This window comes from Nocardia sp. NPDC050408, from assembly GCF_044458905.1.
Lineage (GTDB): Bacteria > Actinomycetota > Actinomycetes > Mycobacteriales > Mycobacteriaceae > Nocardia.
Genome location: NZ_JBITIL010000007.1, coordinates 43,428 through 58,453 on the forward strand (window position 1 = coordinate 43,428; position 15,026 = coordinate 58,453).

Genomic DNA, 15,026 nt, shown 5'->3' on the forward strand with positions numbered 1-15,026 from the left:
GAGAAGTAAGTGCAAAGTAGTCAAATCGTTGTGGTCCTAATGGATCTCGCCCTCATCATGGCAGCCGCTCGGATCTTGGGGTGGCTGGCCGAACGTGTCGGCCAGCCCGCGGTGATCGGCGAGATCACCGCCGGAATACTCGCGGGCCCGACCGTGTTGGGGCCGCATCTTTCGGACATGCTGTTCCCGCACGAGGTCCGCTCGTATCTGACCCTGCTCGCCAATGTGGGCGTCGCCGTATTCATGTTCGTCGCCGGGTTGGAACTCGACCGCGGCGTATTCTCGGGCAGCCGACGCTCGATTCCGGCGGTATCGGTCGCCGCCTACGCCGTGCCGTTCGTCTTGGGCTGCGGCATCGCCGCGACCGCGCTCGCCCGCCACCGAACCGGTGACCTACCGAGCTTCACGCTGTTCATCGGCTGTGCCCTCGCGGTGACCGCATTTCCGGTGCTGGCCCGGATCCTGCACGATCGTGGGCTGACGCGCACCGGAATCGGTCAGCTCAGCCTCGCCTGTGCGGCGCTGGTCGACATCTTCGCCTGGACGGCGCTGGCCGTCGTGCTGGCCGTCGCGCACCCTGGAACGGGCAGCCAGTGGCGACTGGCGCTGCTGGTGCCGGTGGTCGTGGTGACGTGGTGGGTCGTGCGCCCGGCATTGACGCGGATCGCCGTGGCGGGCACCGAGCAGACGATGATCGTGATCGGTGTCGGCGGCGCGCTGTTGCTCGGCGCGATAACCGAATGGATCGGACTGCATTTGATATTCGGTGCGTTCGCCTTCGGTGTGGTGTTCCCACGCGCGCGACGCGAAGCGGTCGAATCCGGCGCCCGGATTCTGAGCTTGGTGCTGCTGCCCGGATTCTTCGTCGTGGCCGGACTCGCGGTCGATCTCGGGGCGATCGACCGTGCCGCCGTCGGCGAGTTGGTAGTGATCATGGTGGTGGCCGTCACAGGGAAGCTCGGCAGTGTTTATCTAGCCGGGCGACTGACCGGTCTGACATCGCGATCAGCGGCGGCGTTGGCGGCGTTACTGAACACCCGCGGCCTGACCGAACTCGTCATACTCAACGTGGGGCTCAGTACGGGACTCATTGGCCCACAGCTATATTCGATACTGGTAGTAATGGCTTTGGTGACAACGGCGATGACAGCGCCGCTACTGCGGCTGATCGGTGTCCACGAAACGCCACGGGGCGATTCAGCCACCCCGGTCAACCGCTTACCCGTCGGCGGCCCGATCGAATAGTCGTCGACGACACGCTCTAACCAACCGGCTGGCAACCAGGTTCCCCGGGCGTCGTGGCCTGCCCGTTGCTATGTTGCTAGCGTGGGCGAGTCGCCAGGTTCCGGAAAGGTCCTAGGAAGGGTGTGTCGTTTCGAATACTCGACGACGCACCGCTGACCTCGGTCGAGGAATCTGCCCGCGCTCATTGATTCAGTCTTTGTCGAATTCTGTTCCACCGTTTGGAGTAACGTCTTTGACCACACCGCATACCCCCATGTCCGATCCGCATACCGGCACGACCGGAGTTTGCCCCGTGCAGCACGGCTCATCGAGCACTACCGGTGAGCGGATTCCGCTGTATACACCGGAGTTCGTCGCCGATCCGCACCACGCCTATGAAGAGATGCGGCGTAAGTACGGCACGCTGGTTCCGATCGAGTTGGCCCCCGGAGTGCCGGCCACCCTCGTGATCGGCTACGCGACCGCCGTGCGAATCCTCAACGACCCCACCCACTTCCCCGCCGATCCCCGCGTCTGGCAGAAGACCGTCCCCGAGGACTGCCCGGTGCGGCCGATGATGGCCTGGCTCCCGGCCGCACGTAACAACGACGGACCTACCCACGCCCGCTATCGCGATGCCTCGGTCGCGAGCATCGACGGAATCGATGTGCACGGACTGCCTTCGACCATCGAGCAGATCGCCATCCCGCTGATCAACACCTTCTGCAAGGCCGGAAACGCCAATCTGGTTACCCAGTACGCATTTCCGCTTGTCCTCGGTGTCCTGAACCAAATCGTCGGCTGCCCACCCGATATCGGGCAGCGCGTCGCGAGCGGCATGGCGGCGCGCTTCGACACCGTCCGCAGCGCCCAGGGCATGGCGATGCTCAAAGAGGCACTACTGGAGCTGATCCAGCTCAAACGCGACCATCCCGGCGACGACGTCACCTCACGGCTGGCACACCACCCGGCCGCCATGGACGACATAGAAATCTTCGCCCAGCTGATGAGCTTCTACGGCGCCGGATTCGAAGCACAGCGCAACCTGATCACGAACGCCCTGCTGCTGATGATCACCGACGACCGGTTCAAGTGCGCGGATGTCCTCGGACGCAACCTGTCGACGATCACCGCGATCGACGAAGTTCTGTTCAACGACCCGCCCATGGCGAACTTCTGCACAACCTATCCGCGCCAGCCGATCATGGTCGACGATATCTGGCTGCCCGCGGACCAACCGGTCGTCATCAGCCTCACCGGCTGCAATAACGACCCGGAGATCCGCGGCGACGCAGACGCCGACGGAAGACGTCTCGGCAATCGCTCACACCTGGCGTGGAGCGCCGGGCCGCACGCCTGCCCGGCCAAAGGTGTTGCGTACCTGACGGTTCAGTACGCCATCGATCAGCTCTTCGACGCACTGCCCGATATCCAGCTCGGGGTGCACCCGGATCAGCTGATCTGGCGGCCCGGTCCGTTCCACCGTGCGATGGCGGCATTCCCGGTCGTTTTCACACCGTCCGCGCCGATGAAACTCATGTAGGTCTCGGCGTCCGCTGGCGGGCCGAGATCGTCGACGGTGCGGCGATCTCGGCCCTCGGCTCGGCAGGGGTTCTCAGAGAGGCGGGAACTCCGGGAACGGAGCGGACTTCGGGAAGACGACCGGCAGCGCGGTCAACGCGCGGTGGAACGGCCCGGTGCGCCAGCCGAGTTCGGCAGCCGGACCGCCCAACTCGATTTCGGGCAGGGCATCGAGCAGTTGGTCTATCGCGTCCTGGGCGATCAGGTAGGCGGCATCCTGTGCCGGGCACATGTGTGGTCCGGCACTGAAGGCCAGATGTGAACGATTGCCATCGCGCTCGACCCCGTCGACCGCATTGACGGTGGGATCGCTGTTGCACGCGGCCATGCTGATGACGACCGGCTGGTGGGCGGGCAACCACACACCATTGAGCAGAATCGGTTGCCGGGGATAGGAAATGCAGTAGTTCGCCAACGGCGGGTCGGTGAACAGCACTTCGTCCAGCGCATCGCGGGTCGACAGACTACCGCTGTGCATGCCCGCGGCGAATCGATCGTCGGTCAACATCAGTCGCAACGCGTTGCCGATGAGGTGGACCAGCGGTTCGACCCCGATCGCGTAATGCGTCACCAACTGCTGGATCACCTCCTCATCGGTCAAACCGCTCGGGTGACGCATCAATCGAGTCGTGATGTCGTCACCCGGCTCCTCCCGCTTGCGATCGACGTGCACCCGTAGCGCCTCGTGCAGCATTCGGTCGCCCGCACCGACCTCGGCTCCGGCATCGAACATGGCATCCACCGCCGCCGCGACCCGCGCGCCGATATCCGAGTCGACGCCCAGCATGGTGTTCACCGCGGTGAACGCAAGAGGAAAAACGTAGCGTTGCAACACATCAGCGTGTCCGTCGGCACAGAACTCGTTGATCAGCGGGATCGCGATCTGTTCGATCACAGCGTGCATGCCGAGCAGATCGACGTCATTGATCGCCGCGCTGGCGGACTCGCGATAGCGCTTATGTTCCTGCCCGTCGGTGCGCAGGGCGTTCTCCCGCCGCCTCATCATGCCGAGTACCGGGCAGTCCGCTGGGATGTTCCGCTCCCACGTCCGGGGATCCGCCGGGAAGTGGTCCGGATCGGTCAGGATGCGGATCGCGGTGTAGTAGCCGGTCACCAGCGTGGCCGGTACGCCCGGGGCGAGATCCACCGGCACCAGCGAACCGAACTTCTCGCGCATCTCCCCGTAGACCCGGTGCGGGTCGGCGGCGAATTCGGGGGTGTACATCACGATGCGCGGACCGGCCCCGAAGCCCGGTGAGCCGCCGACCGAGGAGCGTGATTCCGGTGGGTGATGCGTGTGCGTTGTCACAGATGAACTCCGACCTTTTGAAAACTAAAGAACCTTGACAATCGAGCGGACCCAGCACTGACCTCAGTTACGTCACAGCGGCGAGCTTCGGCAGGTAGATGAACAACGGGTTACGAACAAACTGCTCGCACGACTTCAGTCGCGCCGATCTGCCCCATGTGGGCAGCACGTGTGGTGCGGATCACGAGTTCCATGCCGGTGCCCATGATCCAAATCCGTTGCCCCAGACCAGTTCTTGAGTGCCCGCCGTTATGATAGCCACCGCTCATGAGACGCGCAGCCCCAACAGCCGTTCGTGCAAGCATTCGCCCGGGTTCAGCGGATCAGGGCTGCGCCCGCGGGAGTCATTCGGCTCGCCGGTTGCGACCTACAGCAACCTTGCGGACCACGGTCAGGACCGTGACAACCATGACCGTCACCAGCTCCAGCAGGTTCCAGGCGATCGGATTCTCCGGGGCGGATTCGGCCGCCGCAGGCGCTGGTCGATGCGGGGTGGTGCGGATCGGCGTTTCCGGCGCGAGCGCGGGTGCGGGCGGGGGCAATTCAGGTGGGGCAACCAGCGCTGCCGGTGCGGGTATCGCGGGCGCGGGCGGCGGTGGGCCGAGTTGTATGGGGATGCCGGGCGGAGCCGGCTCTGGTACCGGGAGCAGGAGCAGACAGGTCAGCAGCGCGCTTCCGGTCATCGCGCTGCCGACCACGACACTGCCGAGCCCGGATCCGCTCGAACCGACGGAACCGGTGCCGATCAAACCGGAGCCGGTTACGCCACTACCGGTTATGCCGCTGCCGGTCATCAGACCGAGCAGTATTGTCGCGCTTCCGATTACGGCACTGCCGGTGCAGGCGGATTGGACGCTGCCCGGGTCGAGGCCGAGCGACTCACCCGCTGCGGCCGTCGCATCCGCGCGCCCGCCGGCGGGTGGGTCATCGGCGCCGTCGTCGATGCCGCCGGTTCCGGTCGCCGCGCTGCCCTGCCTCGTATTACCCGACATCGCTGTCCCCGGAGTCGCGCTGCCGGTGACGAAGCCCCTGGGTTCGAGATCCAAGACGCCGCCGTAGGAGCTACTCCCGGAATCCGCAGCCGCACTCCCGGTCCCGGTCGCGTCGACGGCAGCGCTTCCGGTGGCGATATCACCGATGGCCGGCCACTCGGGCCCGGTAGAATCCGCCGCCGCGGGCCCACCCATGAACAACGGAACCGCTGTTGCCACGGCCAACCCCACTGTGGCCCTTCGTCTTTGCACAACAAACGTCATGTTGCCGATACCCCGTCCGTCGCAGCTCCGCAAGTCTCGAGCGGTCTGTCAGGTGATGTGGTCGTAGCGGGACATGGCGAATTCGAAGGCGTCCTTCGGGACACTGTTTCCGCCGGAGAACGGCCGGTCGAGGTTGTAGATCGCCAGCACCGCCGTGCCGACGACGATGCCGAGCAGCGCGGTCATCAGCAGACTGCGCTTGGTGACCTCCACACCCGACAGCACCGCGTTACACAGCAGCAGGACCGTCCCGAACCACAAAGCCGCGTAAAGGAATACGGGCATCTGGTAACTCGCGTCCATGGCCCGGTCCTGGCGCGCCTCGGCAGCCGCGTCGAGGCTGGCCATGGCACTCGTGCGCAGATCCGCGACGTCCGGATCCGTCGAATTGATCGAGCCGACGGCATCGCGCAGACTGTCGAAGGTGTCCTGCGTGGGCTGACTCAGCCGCCGGTCCGCCTGCATGACCGGCCATTCCCGGGTGAGGACCTGATCGGTGTAATCCCGTACCAGACCTTGGATCCGGCGATGCTCCTGATCCGGCATGGAATGCGCGGTCCAATACGTATCCACCAGCGCCTTCGCCTCGGCAATGGTGTGATTGTGCGCGTTGTCGTACTCCTGCCAACAGATCACCACCACGAAGGCGACCACCGCCAGAAAGAGCGTGTTGATCAATTCCAGTACGAGGGACCCGGCCGCTTCCTCCTCGGTCGACACCCACGAATCCGGCCGCAGCCGATCTCCGATCACGAAGATGGCCACCGCGATGATCGCCGCAAGGACGGGCACGATGAATATCAACAGCATATGGCGACGCACCTCCCGAAACACACCGACCAGATCCGCACCGCTGATGCTCGTCCAGGGCGAGCATCAGCGGCGTCGATCAACTGTTATTCGGTGCAGAGACCCGGATGGATGGTGTGTCCCAACACATTCCGCGTTCGCGGGACGGAATGTCGGTGGAGGTGCTGCCACTCAGGGCATATCGATAATCTCGACCCAGTTCGGATCACGACCGAGGTCGAGATGTGTACCCGGGGTAAGCGTGCCGGTGGCCGGGTCGATCGTGTAGCGGGTGATCGCATTGGACTTCTCGCCCGCGGCTATCAGATAGCGGCCGCGCGGATCAATAGCGAACCCGCGGGGCTGTGCCTCGGTCGGCGTTGATCCGATCGGCGTCAATGCGCCGGTGGCATCGGCCACCCGGAAACCCTTGATCGTGCTGGAGGTTCGCTCGGCGACATAGAGATAGCGGCCGTCGGGCGTGATGTGCAGATCCGAGGTAGCGGGTGCGCCGCCAGCGAAATCGGGCGGCAGTACCGAATCCGAGTGCTGCAGGGTGAGCGTGCCGTGGTCGGGATCGAAGCGGTAGGTGTTGACCGTTCCGTCCAGTTCGTTGGTGGCGTAGACGTAGCGGCCGTTCGGATGAAAGAGCAAGTGCCGTGGACCCGCGCCCGGTTTCGTTGCGACCGATGCCGGTTCGTTCGGTGTCAGTCGTCCGGTGCTCTCGTCGAAGCGGTACTGCAGGATGACATCAGCGCCGAGTACGGCCGCGAACACATAGTGGTTGGACGGATCAGCGACGATCGAATGGGCATGCGGCGGTGTCGCGATCACCTGGAGCGGCTCCGCCGAAATCCGGCCCGATGGATCTATCGCATTCACGGAGATCTTGTCCCCGGTATAGGAGGCGCCGAACAGGTAGCGTCCGGTCCGGTCCGTCGAGAGGTAGGCCATATTGTCCGGGAGTGCGACGATCGGTGTCGGCTGCAATTTCCCTGTCGCCGAATCTATTCCGAATGCCGCCACCGAATACGGTGCCGATCGCAGTGATGCGTACAGAATGCGGTGGTCGCGGCTGGTCGTCAGTGGCATTACCTTGCCCGGCACCGCAACCGTGTCCACCGAGGTGATCGCACCGGTAGCATTGTCGAGCCGGAGCACCGAAATCTCGGCGCTGTCGGCATTCGATACGTAGACGATCGTCGTGGGATCGGCCGCGGCGGGACGGTCCGCGGCGCATCCGGCGAGGGCTGCCGCCAGCAGGATTCCGGCGCTACCGAATGCGCTGCGATATCTGATGGTCATGGGGCACTTCCGATTTCGGTTCAGGCGTCGAATTCGATACGTCGGATGGTGCCCATCCCGATGAGGGCGACTACGGCGAGCAACCCGTGTGCCGATACGAACCACAGCGCGGTATTGAACGAGCCGGTCGAAGAAACCAGATAGCCGATGACGATCGGGGTGACAATGCCCGCGATATTGCCGAAGGCATTCATGGTGGAGCTCACGAAGCTGACCGCCTGCGTCGGTGCGATATCGGTGGTGATCGCCCAGCCGAGGGAACCGATGCCCTTGCCGAAGAATGCCACGGTCAGGATCGCCACGATCACCGTGGTGCTATCGCTGAAGTTGGACAGCGCGATAAGAGTGGCGAGCAACATGCCCGCGGCCGCCGGGATTTTGCGCGCCGCCGTCAGCGATCGTCCGCGACGCAATAGGGCATCGGACACGATGCCGCCCACCAGACCGCCGATGAAGGCCGCCAATGCAGGCAGTGCGGCGACGAATCCGACGTGCACCAGCGACAGGCCGCGGCCTTTGTTCAGATAGATCGGGAACCAGGTGATGAAGAAGTAGGTCAGTGCGTTGACCGCGTACTGGAAGACATAGACGCCCCACAGCGGCCGGGTGGAGAAGACGCGCACGAGCATGCGCCGATCGAGTCGCTTGCGCTGAGTCGCGTTCTCGCCCTTGGTCGTATCGAGGTCGACCAGTGCGCCACCGGCGACGATCGTATCGAGTTCGGCCAGGGTGACGCGGCGGTGCGCGCGCGGCGGATACAGCCAGCGCCACCAGAGCACCGCCAAACTGAAGCCGAGCACGCCGAGCAATACGAATACCCAGCGCCAGCCGAATTGATTGGTGACCCAGGCCATTATTGGGGCGAACATCACGGTCGCGAAATACTGCGCCGAATTGAAAACCGCTGTCGCCCGGCCACGTTCGGCGGTCGGGAACCACATGGTCGACACCCGCGCATTGCCCGGAAATGCCGGGGATTCGAATACGCCGAGCAGCAATCGCAACCCGAATACGAGCGACAATGCGACCAGCACCTGGGTGGTGATCAGACCGACCAGGCTGGTGGCCGCGGTGACCAGCGTCCACAATGCCAGGCTCGCCGCATAGACCCGTCGTGCACCGAATCTGTCGAGCAGCATCCCGCCGGGTAATTGCGCGACGACATAGGCCCAGCTGAATGCCGAGAAGATGTAGCCGAGCTGGATGGTGGAAAATCCGAGATCCGCCCGTACTGCGCTGCCGGTGATCGATAGGCTGCTGCGATCGGCGTAATTGACGGCGGTGATGATGAACAACAGCCCGAGCACCAGATAGCGCGTGGGAATGCGACGACCCGGCCGCTGTTCGGTGGGCGCCACCACGGCGCGGGCGCCGCCATCGGCGGGCATACTCTCACGTTTCAACATCACTGTCCTCCTGTGACCGGCCGGTGTGCGCCGGATCACCCTGCAATGGGTGTGAAAGGAGGCTAAAGGGCCGAAGCGATACCCGTCGAACACCAATTCGGTATTGAGCGATACCCAAACGAGAGGGTGCCGGTCTTACACCGCACAGCCTGATCTGATGCCATTCGAGTATCGGTCGATTTCCAAACAGTGTTGGACCGGCATCGTGCGCCGGACCTAATCTCCAGAGAAATCAGAAGTTTCCGTTGCCAGGAGGATATCCGTGTCGCAGCTATCCGCCGAGGAATTGGGACCCGCGCTGGGGCGCGGATTGCTCTCGTTCCCGGTCACCCATTTCGACGCCGAACTCGACTTCGACGAGCGGGCCTATCGGGATCACATCGGCTGGCTGTCCCGATACGAGGTCGCGGGCCTGTTCGCGGCGGGCGGCACGGGCGAAGGCTTTGCGCTGACCAGCGCGGAGATCGATCGCGTGGTGCGCGCCGCGGTTGCCGAGACCGCCGGACGGGTGCCGGTGATCGCGCCCGCGACAGCGGGCACCAGGATGGCGGTGGAACAGGCACGCGCGGCCGAGGCGGCTGGCGCGGATGGAATCCTACTGATGCCTCCTTATCTTGTGGAAGCCTCGCCGGACGGCTTGGTCGAACATGTGGCCCAAGTGTGTGCGGCGACCTCGCTCGGGGTGATCTTCTACAGCCGCGCCAATGCCGCCTGCGATGACGTGACGGTCGCCCGGATGGCCGAGCGCAGCCCGAACCTCATCGGTTTCAAAGACGGCGTCGGCAATATCGAGTCGATGACGCGGATCTACGCCAGAATGGGCGACCGACTGACCTACATCGGCGGCCTGCCCACCGCGGAAACCTTCGCGCTCCCCTACACCGAAATGGGTGTGACCACCTATTCCTCGGCGATCTTCAATTTCGCCCCCGAGTTCGCCCTCGATTTCTATCGGGCGGTCCGCGCCCGTGATCGCGCCACCGTCTACACGCACCTGCGCGATTTCGTCATCCCGTACCTCGACATCCGCGACCGTCGACCCGGCTACGCGGTATCGATCATCAAGGCCGGTCTCACCGCGGTCGGCAGACCCTCCAGCCGGGTTCGCCCGCCGCTCACCGACCTCACCGAGGCCGAACTCACCGAGCTCACCACCCTCGTGAAGACGATCGCCTGACCCCAGAAGGACCCCACTATGGACTCACCCATCCTCGACCGGATCACCAGCGTCAAGATCTCCTCGGTGACCGTGCCCCTGCCCACCGGGATCAGCGATGCGAAGGTGCTGACCGGTCGACAGAAACCCATGACCGAAGTCGCCGTGCTCTTCGCCGAGATCACCACCGAAGCCGGACTCGAAGGCATCGGCATCAGCTACTCCAAACGTGCGGGCGGGCCGGGACAGTTCGCACATGCCCGCGAGATCGCGCCCGTGCTGCTCGGTGAGGACCCCAGCGATATCGCCAAGATCTGGGACAAGCTCATGTGGGCGGGTGCGTCGGTCGGTCGCAGCGGGCTGTCGGTGCAGGCGATCGCCGCCTTCGATGTCGCGCTGTGGGATCTGAAGGCCAAGCGTGCCGGGTTGCCGCTGGCGAAACTGCTGGGCGCCCACCGTGATTCGGTGCGCTGCTACAACACCTCCGGCGGGTTCCTGCACGCACCGATCGAAGAGGTCCTCGACCGTGCCACGGAATCGTTGGAACACGGTATCGGCGGCATCAAAATCAAGGTCGGGCATCCCGACCACGCAGTGGATCTCACGCGCCTCACCGCGGTGCGCGAGAAGCTCGGCGACCGGGTGCCGTTGATGGTCGACGCCAACCAGCAGTGGGACCGCCCGACCGCCCGCCGCATGTGCCGAGCATTCGAACCTTTCGGGTTGGTGTGGATCGAAGAACCCCTCGACGCCTACGACTTCGACGGCCACGCCCAACTCAGCGCCACCTTCGACACCGCCATCGCCACCGGCGAAATGCTCACCAGCGTCGCCGAACACACCCAACTCATCACTGCCCGCGGCGCGGATATCGTGCAACCGGACGCACCGCGCGTCGGCGGCATCACCCAGTTCCTGAAGGTAATGGCCCTCGCCGACAGCCAAAACCTGCAACTGGCACCACATTTCGCGATGGAAATCCACATCCACCTCGCCGCCGCCTACCCCCGCGAGCCCTGGGTCGAACACTTCGAATGGTTCGACTCCCTCTTCAACGAACGCCTGGAAATCGCCGACGGCCGCATGCGCCTGTCATCCCGCCCCGGCCTCGGCATCACCATCAGCGACCAAGCCCGCGCCTGGACAACCGCCGAACACACCATCCACTCCTGACCGCCCCGGGGCTGGTCAGATGATCACCATGCGCTGGTGGCGGCATTCGCCGCGAGACCACTGCACCAGCGCATGGTGATCGCCCGTCCATTCGCCTGTTACGTCAGTTCCAGTTGTCGATCTTGACGTCGTGCGGATCGGGCGCGCCTTTTCCGGTCTCCACCAATGACTTCAGGCTCAGCAGGAAGACCGCCCACTTGGTGCTGCAGTGGTGCATGAATTCCACCGGCTCCTTCCAGCCTTCGTGCTTGAAGAGCACGACTGCATAGTCGTCAACCTGCTCGAGGTTCCAATCCACGTGGGTGCCGACCCACTCTTCGGGGCCCTCTACGGCCTCCCAGCGCACGCGCTTGGCAGGGTCGAGCTCGAGGACCTCCATATCGAATCCGCCGGCGTCGAAACGGAATTGGAGCACGCCGCCGATGTCATTGCCTTTGCCCTTGGTGTTGGTCGCCCACCAACCGGCGAGCCCCTCGACGGTGGTCAGGGCCGTATAGACCTCGGCCGTCGACGCTTTGATCGCGACGCGGTGCAGGATATCCACCATTTTCGAATCCTCTTTCCAGTGTTGGATGTTCACTTCTGCTGATCTTTTGTGCGCTGAATCGCCTCGGCGATTCGCTTGATACGCCGGAGCCTGGCGTCCCAAGCCGCCCCGACCGAGGACAACTGCGCTACCGCGCGGGCAAGTTGCGCCTCGTCCACCCGATACCTCCGTTCCCGCCCCGCGGGCGTGGCGTGCACCAGACCGACGCGGTCGAGCACGCCCAGATGTTTCGCGATGGCCTGCCGTGTCACCGGCAGTTGCTCACTGAGGCTGGTGGCCGTGCCATCACCGGCCGCCAAAAGCAGGTCGAGCATCCGCCGCCGGGTCGGATCCCCGACCGCGGACCACAGATCGTCGTCGACGGGCGTAGTCACGGGGTCGACACCAGCCGCGCGATGTACTCGCCGAGTTGCGGAATGAACCTGTCCCAACCGGAGGCGTGGTCCTGATATGTCTCCTCCAACTTCGCAGCCTCCCAACCCATCTCGCGAAACCCGGTCTCGGTGAGCCGAATCCTGGTGCCCGCGCCCGCCGGGGTGAGCTCGAAGGTGACCAGCAGCGAGTCGGCGAGGTCGGTCGAGCCCTCCGGATAGCACCAGCGGAACGAGAACAGCCGTGGCCGCTCGACGGTCACCACGGTGATCGGAGCGACATGTTCCCGGTCGCCGAAGACCAGCTCACCGGACGCGCCGGGAGTCACCTGGAAATCGGCCGCGTCGGACCACCATTCCGAGATGTGTTCGGGACTGCTGACCACCTCGAAGACCACCTCGGGCGAGGCGTCGACGTGGATCTCGCGTTCGATGCTGCCGAACTCCATATGCTTTCTCCATTCGCAACGTTTGGTTGCACAGAACGCTAGCCCACCATCCGCAATCACGCAACCATCGGTTGCATGTTGGTCGATCAGGTCTGGGACGGCAGAAACCCTCGCACTACAATCACCCGTGGTCAGCAGAGGTTTCGGCGGTTACTCATACTTTCACCCGCGTTTGGCCTCCGGTCGGCAGTGCCCACGAAGAGGGTGCGCGGCGAGCAGGGTGGCGAGCATCCGATGCTGGGCACCGCCCGCAGATGCTGCGGATATTCGTCGAGTATCGCCAAGTCGGCGGCGAAGTGCAGCCGCAGCCGGGCCATGTAGTCGGCCCCCGTCGTTAGTGATCATCTGCGCTGCGGCGGAAGTACCATCACTCGCCCTCACCTCGGCAACTGTCGCAGGAGACAACTCTCGCCCCCGCCCAGCATCTACGGCAGTACACCGTCCCTCGGCCAGCAACTGCGGCAGTAGCACTATCCCCCGCCCCCGCGACTACGGCAGAGGCGGTATCGTCCCGCTCCGAGCTCGCTCGCTAGATCCCCTGCGGGGGAAGGGAAGTCGGGATGTGCTGATCCGCAACCTCGGTGAGGGCCTGTGCCCACCCGTCGAGGCGATCGGCGGCATCGCGCAGGTCGGCGACGATGGTGTCGAAGTTGTGCCGTAGCAAGGCAGTTTCGGGAACCGCGAGAATACGCCCCGCAGCGGCGACCACCTGTTCGTATTCGGCGACGCCACTATCGAGGCGGCCGAGCGCGAATTGCATATTCTCGGTGAGGCCAACGGCGGCAACAGATTTCGAGTGCCCCATGGCTCCGAGTGCCTGTTCCATCGCGGAGATATCGGCGGCCAGCGCGTGTAGCGCGGCCGCGCCGGAACCCGCGGTTTCGATCATGTCGGCGAGTTCGTCCTCGGGCAGTCGGTTCGAGCGGGCGATCTGCGTGCCGAGGCCGTGTAGCGCCTTTTCTGCCCGGACCAAGCGAGAAATCGGCCCGCGCGCGCAGGACCACGGCGGTGGCTGCTTGCGCGGTACGAAGGCTGCCCGCGGCAGCGGGGCGCTGCGCAATTGGAGATAGCGGCGGGCGCTCAGCGCGGTGCCGGTGACCAACGCCACCGCTCCGCCGCCGACCACCACTACCGCCCATACCGGTGCCGAAATCACCATCAGCCCAACGGTTCCCGCAGTAGTGAGACCTCCGACCGTGCCGAGTTGGAAGCTGCGGCGGCGAGCCCGGCGGCGCTTACGCAATTCCCGCTCGCGCGGATCCGCCCAGCGCCGCACCGCCACCAGCGCATGTTCGCCCACCTCGCGCAGACTGTCGGGCAGACTCCCCGGCTGTGGCGCGAGCACCGCCTGTGCGCGCACCAGCGCAGCACCGCGACGACGACCGCCCTTACCTTGTTCGCGAGGTCCCTGCGGGCTCATCGTTCTCCTCCAGGGCAGGCGTTCCGCGCGACCCGCGGTGGCCGGACAGGCAGGGCCCGAGCATGACCGACGGCCGACCCGCCAGGTACCCGTGCCATGTCTTCCACCGAACAAGTCCTCGCCGAACTGTATTTATTTCGAACTACGCGCCTACTGCTGCGCGGTCTGACCCTTGTTCATCTGCGGCTGCGGCTGCGCCGGATTCGCCTGCGCCGCACCCGGATTGATAGCGGTGGCACCGCCGGCGGGCAGCGCATCGCCACGCATCGAGGCGCGGATCTGCTCCAGCTTGCTGTGTCCGGCCATCTGGACGCTGGCCTGCTGCACCTCGAGCATCCGGCCCTGCACCGAATTGCCGGCCAGTTCGGCGGCACCCAGCGCATTCGCGTAGCGGCGCTCGATCTTCTCGCGCACGGCATCCAAACTCGGCGTGGTACCAGGCGCGGACAGCGTCGAATCCATCCGCTGCAGCGATGCCGAGACCTGCTCCTGCATCTTGGCCTGCTCCAGCTGGCTGAGCAGCTTCGTGCGCTCGGCGACCTTCTGCTGCAACAGCATCGCGTTCTGCTCGACCGCCTTCTTGGCCTGCGCGGCCGCCTGCAGCGACTGGTCGTGCAGCACCTTGAGGTCCTCGACAGCCTGTTCGGCGGTGACCAACTGCGCGGCGAATGCCTCGGCGGCGTTGGTGTACTGGATCGCCTTCTCGGTATCGCCGGCCGCAGCGGCCTGATCAGCCAGCATGACAGCCTGGCGCGTATTGGCATTGAGCTTCTCGACATCGTCGAGCTGACGGTTCAGCTTCATCTCCAGCTGACGCTGGTTGCCGATGACCGATGCGGCCTGCTGCGAGAGGGCCTGGTGCTGACGCTGAGCTTCCTCGATAGCCTGCTGAATCTGGACCTTCGGATCCGCATGCTCTTCGATCTTCGAATCGAAGAGGGCCATCAGGTATTTCCAGGCCTTGACGAACGGATTAGCCATCGATTGATCCCGCCTCCATAAGATGCGCCGCGCTTTACCGCGACTCTAGTGCGCGACCG

At 64.7% G+C, this 15,026-nt stretch carries 14 protein-coding genes; 4 read left to right on the forward strand and 10 right to left on the reverse strand.

The window, feature by feature from the left end:
* The first annotated feature begins 9 nt into the window (after window positions 1-9).
* Window positions 10-1,245, forward strand: coding sequence for a cation:proton antiporter (locus tag ACIBJI_RS22145; protein WP_397085515.1), 1,236 nt, complete (start codon window positions 10-12; stop codon window positions 1,243-1,245).
* A 253-nt stretch (window positions 1,246-1,498) separates the two neighbouring features.
* The gene (locus tag ACIBJI_RS22150; protein ID WP_364342000.1) at window positions 1,499-2,767 is read left to right on the forward strand and encodes a cytochrome P450; all 1,269 of its coding nucleotides are present in this window, start codon (window positions 1,499-1,501) and stop codon (window positions 2,765-2,767) included.
* A 72-nt stretch (window positions 2,768-2,839) separates the two neighbouring features.
* On the opposite strand, the gene ACIBJI_RS22155 is transcribed toward ACIBJI_RS22150, so the two are convergent.
* From ACIBJI_RS22155 to ACIBJI_RS22175, 5 genes are all read right to left on the reverse strand, one after another.
* The gene (locus ACIBJI_RS22155) at window positions 2,840-4,114 is read right to left on the reverse strand and encodes a cytochrome P450 (protein ID WP_397085517.1); all 1,275 of its coding nucleotides are present in this window, start codon (window positions 4,112-4,114) and stop codon (window positions 2,840-2,842) included.
* A 344-nt stretch (window positions 4,115-4,458) separates the two neighbouring features.
* A complete protein-coding gene (locus tag ACIBJI_RS22160) occupies window positions 4,459-5,325 on the reverse strand; it encodes a hypothetical protein (RefSeq protein WP_397085519.1) in 867 nt (288 codons plus the stop codon).
* A gap of 93 nt (window positions 5,326-5,418) precedes the next feature.
* Window positions 5,419-6,180 carry a DUF4239 domain-containing protein gene (locus ACIBJI_RS22165; protein ID WP_397085521.1) on the reverse strand — a complete coding sequence of 254 codons (762 nt, stop codon included), beginning with the start codon at window positions 6,178-6,180 and terminating at the stop codon, window positions 5,419-5,421.
* Window positions 6,181-6,351: 171 nt separating this feature from the next.
* On the reverse strand, window positions 6,352-7,464 hold the full coding sequence (locus tag ACIBJI_RS22170; RefSeq protein WP_397085523.1) for a lactonase family protein: 1,113 nt from the start codon (window positions 7,462-7,464) through the stop codon (window positions 6,352-6,354).
* A 20-nt stretch (window positions 7,465-7,484) separates the two neighbouring features.
* Window positions 7,485-8,870: an MFS transporter gene (locus ACIBJI_RS22175; RefSeq protein WP_397085525.1), complete on the reverse strand. Its 1,386-nt coding sequence runs from the start codon at window positions 8,868-8,870 to the stop codon at window positions 7,485-7,487.
* Window positions 8,871-9,132: 262 nt separating this feature from the next.
* On the opposite strand from ACIBJI_RS22175, the gene kdgD reads away from it, so the two are divergent.
* Entirely contained in the window at window positions 9,133-10,047 is a 915-nt protein-coding gene (kdgD, locus tag ACIBJI_RS22180; protein ID WP_396956035.1) for a 5-dehydro-4-deoxyglucarate dehydratase, read from the forward strand.
* An 18-nt stretch (window positions 10,048-10,065) separates the two neighbouring features.
* Complete coding sequence (locus ACIBJI_RS22185; protein WP_397085527.1) at window positions 10,066-11,199, forward strand: mandelate racemase/muconate lactonizing enzyme family protein; 1,134 nt, start codon at window positions 10,066-10,068, stop codon at window positions 11,197-11,199.
* Between the two features lie 103 nt (window positions 11,200-11,302).
* Here the strand turns inward: ACIBJI_RS22185 and ACIBJI_RS22190 are convergent, their stop codons facing one another.
* The 5 genes from ACIBJI_RS22190 to pspA form a co-directional block, all read right to left on the reverse strand.
* A complete protein-coding gene (locus ACIBJI_RS22190; protein ID WP_364341450.1) occupies window positions 11,303-11,746 on the reverse strand; it encodes an SRPBCC domain-containing protein in 444 nt (147 codons plus the stop codon).
* A gap of 29 nt (window positions 11,747-11,775) precedes the next feature.
* Window positions 11,776-12,120 (reverse strand): ArsR/SmtB family transcription factor, encoded by a 345-nt coding sequence (locus ACIBJI_RS22195; RefSeq protein ID WP_397085530.1) that lies wholly within the window; start codon window positions 12,118-12,120, stop codon window positions 11,776-11,778.
* Window positions 12,117-12,566, reverse strand: a complete 450-nt coding sequence (locus ACIBJI_RS22200; protein WP_364341454.1) for an SRPBCC family protein — start codon at window positions 12,564-12,566, stop codon at window positions 12,117-12,119. The genes ACIBJI_RS22195 and ACIBJI_RS22200 overlap by 4 nt, the downstream gene beginning before the upstream one ends.
* A 529-nt stretch (window positions 12,567-13,095) precedes the next feature.
* Entirely contained in the window at window positions 13,096-13,986 is an 891-nt protein-coding gene (locus ACIBJI_RS22205; RefSeq protein ID WP_364341456.1) for a hypothetical protein, read from the reverse strand.
* A gap of 150 nt (window positions 13,987-14,136) precedes the next feature.
* The gene (gene pspA, locus ACIBJI_RS22210; protein WP_364341458.1) at window positions 14,137-14,967 is read right to left on the reverse strand and encodes a phage shock protein PspA; all 831 of its coding nucleotides are present in this window, start codon (window positions 14,965-14,967) and stop codon (window positions 14,137-14,139) included.
* Window positions 14,968-15,026: the final 59 nt, after the last annotated feature.